At 32.0% G+C, this 11,093-nt stretch carries 13 protein-coding genes; 9 read left to right on the forward strand and 4 right to left on the reverse strand.

The window, feature by feature from the left end:
- The first annotated feature begins 352 nt into the window (after positions 1–352).
- From AN960_RS13005 to AN960_RS13025, 5 genes are all read left to right on the forward strand, one after another.
- Positions 353–1,222, forward strand: a complete 870-nt coding sequence (locus AN960_RS13005) for a Cof-type HAD-IIB family hydrolase (protein WP_056472064.1) — start codon at positions 353–355, stop codon at positions 1,220–1,222.
- A gap of 123 nt (positions 1,223–1,345) precedes the next feature.
- A complete protein-coding gene (locus tag AN960_RS13010) occupies positions 1,346–2,833 on the forward strand; it encodes a coproporphyrinogen III oxidase (RefSeq protein ID WP_056472066.1) in 1,488 nt (495 codons plus the stop codon).
- Between the two features lie 72 nt (positions 2,834–2,905).
- Positions 2,906–3,694: an enoyl-CoA hydratase gene (locus tag AN960_RS13015; RefSeq protein WP_056472068.1), complete on the forward strand. Its 789-nt coding sequence runs from the start codon at positions 2,906–2,908 to the stop codon at positions 3,692–3,694.
- Positions 3,695–4,074: 380 nt separating this feature from the next.
- Positions 4,075–4,623, forward strand: a complete 549-nt coding sequence (locus tag AN960_RS13020) for a YrrS family protein (RefSeq protein WP_056472069.1) — start codon at positions 4,075–4,077, stop codon at positions 4,621–4,623.
- Positions 4,624–4,744: 121 nt separating this feature from the next.
- On the forward strand, positions 4,745–5,308 hold the full coding sequence (locus tag AN960_RS13025; protein WP_056472071.1) for a cysteine hydrolase family protein: 564 nt from the start codon (positions 4,745–4,747) through the stop codon (positions 5,306–5,308).
- A 51-nt stretch (positions 5,309–5,359) separates the two neighbouring features.
- On the opposite strand, the gene AN960_RS13030 is transcribed toward AN960_RS13025, so the two are convergent.
- Complete coding sequence (locus tag AN960_RS13030; protein WP_056472075.1) at positions 5,360–5,545, reverse strand: YhzD family protein; 186 nt, start codon at positions 5,543–5,545, stop codon at positions 5,360–5,362.
- Positions 5,546–5,883: 338 nt separating this feature from the next.
- Between AN960_RS13030 and yhaM the strand changes: the two genes are divergently transcribed.
- Entirely contained in the window at positions 5,884–6,822 is a 939-nt protein-coding gene (gene yhaM / locus AN960_RS13035) for a 3'-5' exoribonuclease YhaM (RefSeq protein WP_056472078.1), read from the forward strand.
- Between the two features lie 68 nt (positions 6,823–6,890).
- Positions 6,891–7,094: a sporulation YhaL family protein gene (locus AN960_RS13040; RefSeq protein WP_056472082.1), complete on the forward strand. Its 204-nt coding sequence runs from the start codon at positions 6,891–6,893 to the stop codon at positions 7,092–7,094.
- 35 nt (positions 7,095–7,129) lie between these two features.
- Here the strand turns inward: AN960_RS13040 and AN960_RS13045 are convergent, their stop codons facing one another.
- The gene (locus AN960_RS13045) at positions 7,130–7,951 is read right to left on the reverse strand and encodes a peptidylprolyl isomerase (protein WP_056472085.1); all 822 of its coding nucleotides are present in this window, start codon (positions 7,949–7,951) and stop codon (positions 7,130–7,132) included.
- A gap of 417 nt (positions 7,952–8,368) precedes the next feature.
- On the opposite strand from AN960_RS13045, the gene AN960_RS24040 reads away from it, so the two are divergent.
- A complete protein-coding gene (locus tag AN960_RS24040) occupies positions 8,369–8,452 on the forward strand; it encodes a YjcZ family sporulation protein (protein ID WP_082459494.1) in 84 nt (27 codons plus the stop codon).
- Positions 8,453–8,550: 98 nt separating this feature from the next.
- The gene (locus AN960_RS24045; RefSeq protein WP_097973758.1) at positions 8,551–8,640 is read left to right on the forward strand and encodes a YjcZ family sporulation protein; all 90 of its coding nucleotides are present in this window, start codon (positions 8,551–8,553) and stop codon (positions 8,638–8,640) included.
- Between the two features lie 284 nt (positions 8,641–8,924).
- Here the strand turns inward: AN960_RS24045 and AN960_RS13050 are convergent, their stop codons facing one another.
- Positions 8,925–9,485, reverse strand: a complete 561-nt coding sequence (locus AN960_RS13050) for an HTH-type transcriptional regulator Hpr (protein WP_056472088.1) — start codon at positions 9,483–9,485, stop codon at positions 8,925–8,927.
- Between the two features lie 353 nt (positions 9,486–9,838).
- Entirely contained in the window at positions 9,839–10,276 is a 438-nt protein-coding gene (locus AN960_RS13055; protein WP_056472092.1) for an HIT family protein, read from the reverse strand.
- Positions 10,277–11,093: the final 817 nt, after the last annotated feature.

Genomic DNA, 11,093 nt, shown 5'->3' on the forward strand with positions numbered 1-11,093 from the left:
ATTCTTTTTCTTTTTCCTGCTTTACTTAAAATCCTTGTTATACATAAGAGAGTCTTCAATGATTTGGAGTATAAATAAAATATAAAAAATTTATATTCAGACTGATTGCAAGCGCTTGCCTTTCGAGGCGCGAAGTCTGATGAGGAGCTAAAGTTACCTTAGACGGTAATGAGCACCGCAGGCAGGCGAAGCAACGAAGAAAGCGAGCGTTTGTCAACAGTCTGAGACTTCATTGAATTGGAGTCTTTTTTAGTATACGAATGGATATAATAAGAAACCTACATTGTTCTAATTAAATGAAGCATGTCATATATTCTAGTAAGGTATTTCTTCGCGAAATGGGGGAGATTAAGTGATTTATAAGTTACTTGCAATTAATATAGATGGTACTTTATTGCAATCCAATGGAAAACTCTCAAAAGAATCGAAAGAAGCTGTTGAATATGTTCAAGACAAAGGGATTTATGTAACCTTATTTACAAGTAGAAATTTCCAAGCTACAAAAAAAATCGCAAAAGCTCTTAAGGTTAATAACCTTTTGGTCTCTCACTCAGGTGCCTTTATCTCTTCAAAGCTTGATGAACCATTATTTGAAAAGAGAATTGAAGAGGAAGAAGCTTATGACATTGTTAAAAAACTAGAAAAATATGATTGTAATATTCGTTTGTCACATGAACATTTTTCAATTGGAAATCGAAAAAAATTACAATCTAACTTAGTGGCAAAAGCAGTTTTATCAAATGCTGATCCTGTCTTTTATCCAATCCAATTTGTTGAATCACTTTCAGATAGTATTCTGGAAAATTCAATATCTCCGTTAAAAATCGAATGTTATTTCTCCGATGAAGTAGAGAAAAATAATGTGAAAAAAGAATTGAATGCAAAGTATCCGCATCTTGATTACTTATGTGATGAAGATCGCAAAATTGAAATCGTCCGAAAAGGAATTTCAAAATATTCAGGCTTAAAACGATTAGGTGAACATCTCGGAATTTCTTATCACGAGATGGTTGTAATTGGAGATAATTATAGTGATTTACCATTAATCGAGCATGCAGGTTTAGGAGTTGCTATGTCAAACGCTCCTGTAGAAATTAAAAAAGTTGCAGACTGGATTACAAGATCAAATGACCAAAATGGTGTCCCATATATGATCAAGGAGCATTTCAGGAAACAATTCCCACTGCCATTCTTAAAAACACATTTAAAAATCGAAAAATAAATAAAAGCCTGGCTTTCAAGAGAATCCTCTTCGAAAACCAGGCTTTTTTACCTTATTTTAAATAATTGACCTAGTTACTCTTTAATTTTATACTTAAGTGATAACTTAAAAAGGTGATAAAAAATGAAAATATATATTAATGGCTTAGAGGATATTCGTTTTCAAAGACCGTTAGAGCTTTTAGCTCAACTGTTTTTTGAAGACTGTGATGTATCGTTAGAAAAAATAGATGCAGATATAGAAGTAAGTTTTGAGTTAGATGAAATAAATAAACAAGTATCTGGTAAATTAGGTACGCAATTCCAAGCAAATACAAGCTATGTAGATGGTAAAGATGCTAGAGAATCATTTAAATTTAAAAAGAAAGCAGTTAACTTTGTCTTTTTATCATTACTACAAGAGCATACTGGAATTCAGCAAAAGTGGGGAATCTTAACTGGTATTCGACCAACGAAGCTTCTTCATTCAAAACTTAAAGCTGGTGTATCAAAGGAAATGGCGCATGAAGAGCTAAGAAATGACTATTTAATCCATGACGAAAAAATTGAATTAATGCAATCAATCGTTGATCGTCAATTAAAAGTAATTCCAGATTTATATAACTTGCAGAATGAAGTTAGTCTTTATATAGGTATCCCTTATTGCCCTACTAAGTGTGCTTATTGCACATTCCCAGCTTATGCTATTCAAGGGAAACAGGGTGCAGTCGATTCATTCTTATATGGATTACATTATGAAATGGAAAAAGTCGGCGAATTTCTAAAGGAACGTGGAATTAACATTACTACGATTTATTATGGCGGAGGGACACCGACTAGTATTACAGCAGAAGAAATGGACTTACTGTATGCTAAGATGTACGAATCATTTCCAAATATGAAGCAGGTTCGTGAAATTACGGTGGAGGCCGGTAGACCCGATACAATTACACCCGAAAAATTAGATGTTTTAAATAAATGGAATATTGATCGAATAAGTATCAATCCACAGTCCTATATTCAAGAAACTTTAAAAGCGATTGGAAGACATCATACTGTAGATGAAACAATAACTAAGTACCATTTAGCCCGTGCCATGGGGATGAATAATATAAATATGGATTTGATTATTGGTTTACCTGGAGAAGGTTTAAAAGAATTCCAATATACATTAGATGAAACTGAAAAGTTAATGCCTGAATCATTGACTGTTCACACACTTTCATTTAAAAGAGCTTCAGAAATGACGCAAAACAAACAAAAATATAAAGTTGCAGATCGAGATGAAGTGCAGCAAATGATGAATGAAGCAACAGTTTGGACAAAAAATCATAACTATCATCCATACTATTTATATCGTCAAAAAAATATATTAGGTAATCTTGAGAACATAGGATACTCTATTGATGGCCAAGAAAGCTTGTATAATATATTAATTATGGAAGAAGAACAAACGATTATTGGTTTAGGCTGTGGTGCATCTAGTAAATTTGTAAATCCAGAAACTCGTCAAATTACACGATTTGCTAATGCGAAAGATCCTAAATCATATAATGAGGGTTATGAGCATTATACAAATGCAAAAATCAAGATTTTAGATGAGTTATTTTCGAAAAGTAATCAATCAAATTAATGAAAAATAAAGGAATATCCCCTTGTGATGTTTAATGTTTAAATTAACCATGAAATTAAGGGGGATTTTTTTATGTCAATTTCGAACACGGCAGAACATGTTTTATTAAGAAAAGAGGGACGAGTTGCAACTGTTGTATTTAATCGTCCTGAAGTATTGAATGCAATGAATGAAGATACATTCAGACAATTTCGAGATGTACTGGATGAAATCGCAAGCTCAGACGTTGATGTAGTCGTTCTATGTGGAAATGGCAAAGGTTTCTCTTCAGGTGGGGATTTAAAATCGATGCTAAGTAATACAGATGAGTCTGCTTTTGGTCCAGTAATGGATTTAATTACAGATGTAGTAGTTAAATTATATACTTTACCTAAAATCGTTATTAGTGCGATTCATGGACCAGCTGCTGGTATAGGACTAAGTTTTGCTCTTGCTAGTGACTTTGTTCTTGCTCACGAATCAGGTGTATTGGCAATGAACTTTATCGGAATTGGCTTAATACCAGATGGTGGTGCACACTACTTCTTAGAAAAGAGATTAGGTGAAACAAGAGCTAAACAACTGATCTGGGAAGGTAAAAAACTAAATGCAACTCAAGCGCTAGAAATCGGTTTAATTGATGAAGTAATTAGTGGGGATTTTGAACAAAAAATTAATGAACGAGTGAAGTCTATACTTCAAAAACCAGTAAGTGCGATGATTCAAACAAAACAAATTTATTGTAACGGTAACTTAGAGTCTTTAAAAAATGTCCTTTTATTTGAAAAAGAAGGACAAAGTGCAATGAGAAGAACAACAGATCATCAAGAAGGTGTTCAGGCATTTTTACAAAAGAGACTGCCGGTTTTTACTGGTAAATAAGGATAATGAAATCGACTGGATTCGGTCGATTTTTTTGGTGAAGAAGGAAAGAAAAGATGTACAAATAAAATGAACAAAAGTACAATTAAATAACTTAAAATAGTAATTAACAATAAATTTGATATAATGACTATTTACTATTACACTACTATTTTCTTTCTGTAATTCTATGTTTTTAATATAAATAAGATTAAATCATTAAAAATTAGATTGTCTATTTTCTATTATGCACTAGTCTTTGTTAGTTAAATTGTGTCTAAAAATGAATAATAAACTTAACAGTTGTTTTACGAAATGGTTAATTTTAAAATACAAGACTACAAGTTTTTCTTCACTCATGGTAGAATGTTGACATTCTCAGTTTTGGGAGAGTGGTTAGATTGAAAAAGATTCAAAGTAATTCACGTTCAACGTCAAGAGCGAAAAGAAAAAAAACTAAACTCATTTTATTTGGATCAATTGGAATCGTACTGATCCTAATAGCATTTATTTCGTATTCCATTTTTTCGCCGAATGATAATAAGGCAGGATCTAAAAATAGTGCTTATGCATCGGCCAAAAACAGCGAAAAGAATGATGATAATGGTGTAAAAGAGACATCAACAACAGTTCAAACTGTTGATGATGACGATTCAGATGGCACGGCACCTGAAACACCGGAACAAACGGGTGCACAAAATGGTGCGAAGCATGTTACAAGCTATGATCGAAATTCCCAAGACTGGCAGGCGATGCTGCAGACAATCTCTTCTGCTGCTGGAATAGATTCAAGCAATATGACTGTATGGTTTTTAGGAAGTGACAAAAGTAATCCAGGCGGCTCAGTCGGGACTGTATCAGCAAAGACAAGAGGCTCGCAAAAATATCGAGTACATCTCATATGGGATGGCTCCGGCTATAAAGCTACAAAAGTTGAACCTGCTTCATAAAATGTAAATAGGATGCACGTAGGTAATCCTAAGGCTGTCGAGAATTTCTCGACAGCCTATTTTAAATCAATTATTTATTGTCTTTTAGTTTTATGTAAATCGAAAGGAGAAACAACAAGGTATGAAAAATCAAAAAACAGCATTATTAGTAATGGATTTACAAAATGGTATTGTATCCCGTTTTGGTGAAAATCAAGATATCCTGAAACCATTTCAAAAAGCTGTTGAAGCGGCTCGTCAAAATCATATTCCAGTTGTTTTCGTTCGAGTAGGTTTTAGTGAAGGCTATCCGGAGGTCAGTCCACAAAATAAGATTTTCTCAGCAATGACTAAAACAGGTGGCATGACTTTCGCTGATTCAGCAACACGTATTCACCATTCAGTTGAGCCAAAACCGAACGAACCAGTAATTACGAAGTATCGTGTTATTGCGTTTGCAGGTAGTAATCTTGAAATTATTCTTCGTTCACAAAAAATTGATTCACTTGTACTTTGCGGTATTTCAACAAGCGGAGTCGTTTTATCGACTTTAAGAGAAGCTGCAGATAAAGACTTTTCTCTTACTGTACTTTCGGATGCATGTCTCGATATTGATCCTGAAGTTCAGCGTATTCTCATTGAAAAAATATTTCCACGCCAAGCAGAAGTTCAAAGCGTCAACACATGGATAGGTACTTTAAACTAATTTAGATAAAAAACAAAAAAGCTGCGATAAATTTTCGCAGCTTCTTTTTTATTATGGATGAAATAAAAGAAGTTTACCAGTTTGACTAATGCAACGGTGGGTTTTATCAAGTGCACCGATTGTAGTAAGTTTTTCTGTACCAATATTTTTTGCTTCTAAGTCAGAATTAGCTTCAAATTGTTCATCGACAATTGATTCTCCACTTTTTTCAAAAGCAGTAATTCGATAAGTTGCCATGTTCTAGACCTCCCTAAAGTAGTTACGATATTACTATTTTGGCATAAATTGAAAAGCTGTGTAAAGTAATAAATTGAATTATAAAAAAATTCAGTGCAGATTTAAAATTTTGACGTTTGGAGGCTTTAACAGATTTTAAGAATTGTTAGATTATGTCTTAATTTTTTGTATGAACATTGTTGGGCTAAGTATCTATTTTAACGTATAATAGGATAAGTAAAACGACTAATACATAATTTGATTTTCCTTTTTTTATTTTGTGAAATTGATTTTCCAAAATATTTTAAGCTAATTACTTAAGTAGAGCTTAAGGAAGCATATACAAAATGGAGGTACTTATGGATAAAAAAGTATATGATCATGAAGTTGGCGAACGTTTTGTAACATTTTTATTTGTCAAAGCTGTTACGAAAGGTGTAGCAAGTAATCAAAAAACATTCTTATCTTTAACTTTACAAGATCAAAGTGGAGATATTGAGGCGAAGCTTTGGGATATTTCTTCAGAGCAAGAAGAAGCGTATGTAGAAGGAACTGTTGTAAAAGTTGAAGGGGAGCTACACGATTATAGAGGAAAACTTCAACTTAAGCTACGCCAAATTCGTCCAACTAAAGATACAGACGAAGTTAATCCAGAAGATTTTTTCGCAAGAGCACCAGTTTCTAAAGAAGAATTATATGAGAAAATTACTTCATACATTAATAATATGACCAATGAAAAACTTAAAAAGCTTACCGAGTATCTAGTATTAAAAAATCAGGAGGATTTTCTTGATTTTCCAGCGGCAACTAAGAACCACCATGAATTTGTTTCTGGTTTAGCATACCATGTTTTTTGTATGTTGAAATTAGGTGAATCAATTGCAAATTTATATCCTTCGATCAATAAGGATTTACTATATGCTGGAATTATACTACATGATTTAGGAAAAGTAAGAGAATTATCTGGTCCAGTTTCAACAAAGTATACTGTCGAAGGTAATTTGTTAGGCCATATCTCACTTATGGCAATTGAAATTGGAAATGCCTCAATCGAACTAGGTATTGAGGGAGAAGAGGTTACTGTTCTGCAGCATCTTATTTTAAGTCATCATGGTAAGTATGAGTACGGTAGTCCAAAACTACCTTTAATTAAAGAAGCGGAAATTTTACATTATATTGATAATATTGATGCAAAAATGAATATGTTAGACCGCGCACTTGAAAGAGTTGAACCAGGAGAATATACAGAGCGTATTTTCCCATTAGAAAATCGTAGTTTTTACAAACCAAAATTTTAAATTAATCATACTTCCTCCTTATTAGCCATATAATGAAGCAAATGCTTGTCTACTAAGGAGGAAAATCAATGCCAATATTACCATTTTGGATGTATATCGTGATCTTAGGAATTTTTGTAAGTGGATTTATGGTGCTTTACACTTCTAAACAAGAAAGAGATGCAGATGAAGCTTTCATTGAAAAAGAGGGAGAAATTTACTTACAAAGAATTAAAGAAGAAAGAGAACGAAGAGAGCAATTACTTATTAACTCTGAGATTTCATCCAATTAAATTAAAAAACCTGCCAATTAGGCAGGTTTTGTTTTTTATGATTTTTTCTCTTGGCTTTCTAAGTCTTTATCTTTTACTTTAAATTTAGCTTTTTTAAGAAGTTCATCAGAGAATGCTGAGAAGTTTTCTTGACTTAGCTTAGACTCAGCAATTTTTTTGCGAGCATCTTTTTCGTTAGCAGTCTTTTTACCAGTTAATTTAATAACATGGTATCCAAATTGTGATTTGACTGGTTGGCTAATTTCTCCAACTTTTAATTTATAAGCAGCTGCTTCGAATTCAGGTACCATAGCACCTTCTCCAAAATAGCCTAAATCTCCACCTTTATCTTTTGAACCAGTGTCAGTAGAATATTTTTTTGCTTCTGCAGCAAAGTCTGCGCCTTTAGCTAATTCTTCTTCGACTTTTTTAGCTGTAGCTTCATCTTTTACTAAAATATGGCTAGCTCTAATTTCTGGTTTATATTTTGCAAGTTCAGTTTTTGTTACTGAAGCTTCAGCAGCTTTTTCAGTTAATAAATCAACTTTAACACGATCTTTAAATGCTGCTTCATCTTTAAATCCATACTGAGCTAAGAAAGCTTTAAATTGGTCACCATTTTGTGTTTTATACTCATTGAACTTTGCATCAACATCTTTATCACTAACTTTGTAGTTTTTCTTTAAATAATCTTCAATAGCCATTTGCTTAAGCATAGCTAAGCCTGCTGTATCCTTCATCTTGTCATATAAATCTTTTGATGTGATATCTCCCGCACTAGATGTAGCAACTACATCGTTACTAACACCAGCAGTTCCACATGCTGCTAGTCCGAATACTGAGGTAGCTAAAACTGCAGATACGATTAACTTTTTCATTTAAACATCTCCTAAAAAAAAATTTTGCTTATTAAAGTATAGAGCGTAAACCTTAATTTTTCCTTTATTTAGACATACCTTTTACTGGAAATTACTTCACTTAATATAACATATTTTTCCTCAATGTGACAAAGTTTATCCAAAAAAAGAATAATTTGGTATACTTTTTAATTAAAAATTAGTCAATTTTAAGGAATCTTGAACTAGTTATTAAATGAAATATAGGCAATTATGAGAGTAATAAATGGAAGGATAAATTCTATTTTTTATAGCTCTAATTTTATACTTTATCCCCAGACCTCACCTAAAAAACTGGCTTATCCTACAAATAAAAAACTTGTCAATCGTGACATTCGCCCAATCAATTAAGACATTCGTCTATATATTATTAAGAATTACTTTTAGGAGGGTGGAAAAATGGAGGGGAAAGCATCGAATGAATTTGTATTAATCGTGATCCTATTTATTTTGTTAATCATTATCGGGTGTTCGTTTTTATAAGTAGTATGAATCTTCAAAAATGAAGGTTATTTATACATTTGCCCAGACCATTTTTTAATACACGCATAAGATAAGATATGTAGCAAAAGGAGGTGTGAATGATGGGCGTAGGATTCCATGGTGGAGGATTTGCGTTAATCGTTGTATTGTTCATCTTATTAATTATCGTAGGAGCAGCTTGCATCTAATTTGTAAATAAGACAATTATTCGACCGGAGGTATTGTACCTCCGGTTGAGTTTTTATTCCAGATTAAAATAAGTTAAAGATGTACATATTCTTTGATTAGTTAAATTTTGAACTTGAAATGAAAAGGAAATGAGCCTGAGGGTTTCAAAGAGGTATTTATGTGAAATTTTGAACAAAAGTGGCCGAAATAAAAAGCGGAAGGATTTAATTAATCTTGCCCCGCTTCTATTTGATTGTACAATTTCAAGGACAGATAAACTGAAATTGTAACTTTAAAGAAGATATTAAGGTTTCTTAATTAAACGGTTATCTTCTTCAATAAATTCTTTATCTATGTTACCTAACGTTGTTTCGAATATATCCATAAAATCTTTTCCATAAATATTACGTAAAATAGCCATTATTTCCATGTTTTCTGGGAATTTACCATAAAATTCTTTTAATGGTAAAGTACCTTGAAAAACTGAATTTGTCTCTGGATCAAATTCTCCTAGGATCTCTAGCAGCATATTTTTACCTTTTTCAGTTAATTCAATATACGTATTACGTTTATCTTCTACTTTCTTAGAAAACACTAATAAACCACGTTCTTCAAGCTTTTTAGAGAAGTTAAAAGCAGTCGATACGTGCATTACACCAAATTTAGCAATTTCAGAAATAGACGCACCCTTTAAGTGGAAGGCGATCATTAAAATATGATGTTCATTGATATTTAAATCATAGGGCTTGATCCATTGTTGCCAGTCCTTTTCAACTGACTTCCATAATGCTTTAGAAATTTGGGCAATTCTTTGACTAAAAATCAAAGCTTCTTTCATTGTGTATAATTTTTGTTCAGTTTTCATCAATTCACCTTCTTTTCTATTTAACTATCTATTTATTATTATGCCAATAATATGTGAAGAAATAAAGAACTTTTAGTTAGAATTTTTAAAAATTTTCACAAAGTAGTTGATAAAATTCTACATTTTTATATTATAATTGAGTGTTATAGGTTGTGAAAACTATGTTTATATAATATTTTTAGCGAAACTATAGAGTGATTGTCGATAAAACATTGTTGGTAATATAGTAAATATATAATATAAATCTTTAAAAATATAGTGTAAATTGCAGAATTTAGATGGAATTTAAATGAAAAAAACGAAAACAGGAGATATTCACTCTCCTGTTTTCGTATATAAATGGGACTATTTTATTATTTTTTAATAATGTTATTTTCGATAGATTTTGCAATCTCTTGAAGCGTTTCATTTGTGTATTGATTTTGATTTGAAAGCCATTTTACATCAAAACCATCATTATTTCCGTATCGTGGTAAAATATGCATATGATAATGAAATACAGTTTGACCTGAAACTTCTCCGCTATTATTTAAAATATTTACACCTTGAACATTAAAAGTTTCTTTCATTGCATTAGCAATGTGAGGTATTTTTCGGAAGTATGTACTAGCTGTCTCTTCACTCATTTCGAATATGTTTTCAACATGATCCTTTGGAATGACCAATGTGTGTCCTTTTGTAACTTGACTTAAATCTAAAAAAGCTAAAACATCATCATCCTCGTAAACTTTAGAAGCTGGAATGCTACCTGCAACAATTTTGCAGAAAATACAATTAGCGTCATGTGCCATTTTTTATACTTCCTTTCACTTTTTTCCTTATTTTAACATAGGCGTAGGATAAAGTGGAAATAGGGGTTAAGTAAAAATAAACAAGAAGCAACCTATGTTGCTTCTTGATGAAGGGGAAAGATTATTGGAGTAATTATAAATTGTCTTTAATAGACACCTCATTTGCTTAAATGTTCAATAAATTGGTACACCTTAAAATAAATTTATATGCTCTGGTCGAGACACCTCATTTACAAATTGGTATACTAAAACCTTTGTTTATAAGTGATAATGTTCAAGCTAACCATCTCCTTTGATGTTTTCACTGCTGTTTTGTACAACGATGTTTTATCTTTGGAGATATTTCACTTCAACGAACTACCCTTGCATAGGTTTGAACGCAAATTAAATTACCTTTAACACACACCTCATTTCAAATTTTGAACTGGAAAGTGTGTTGCTTTCCCTTCAAGAATTATGATGCCCTCTATTAAAGAAAGTATGCAAAACAATGAAAAACTTTTAATAACAGTAAAAGCAGGAAAAGGATATATAATATTAAAAAAGGGCTTAGTAATGAGATTTGAGTGGAAGTTACAACTAAATTAATAATAGGAAATTAGATCAATTTTGAGTATTACGTGGAGCGTGAATGCTGAACCCTCGTAGGAACGAACCTAGGAGGAAATGGAGCACCCCGGAGTGGAATCAACATAAAAAAAAGAAGCAACCTAAGTTGCTTCTTGATGAAGGTGAAAGATTATTGGAGTAATTATAAATTGTCTTTAACAGACACCTCATTTGCTTTAATGTTCAATAAATTGGTACACCTTAAAAT

The organism is Bacillus sp. FJAT-25509 (genome assembly GCF_001420605.1).
Classification (GTDB): Bacteria; Bacillota; Bacilli; order Bacillales; family Bacillaceae_G; genus Gottfriedia.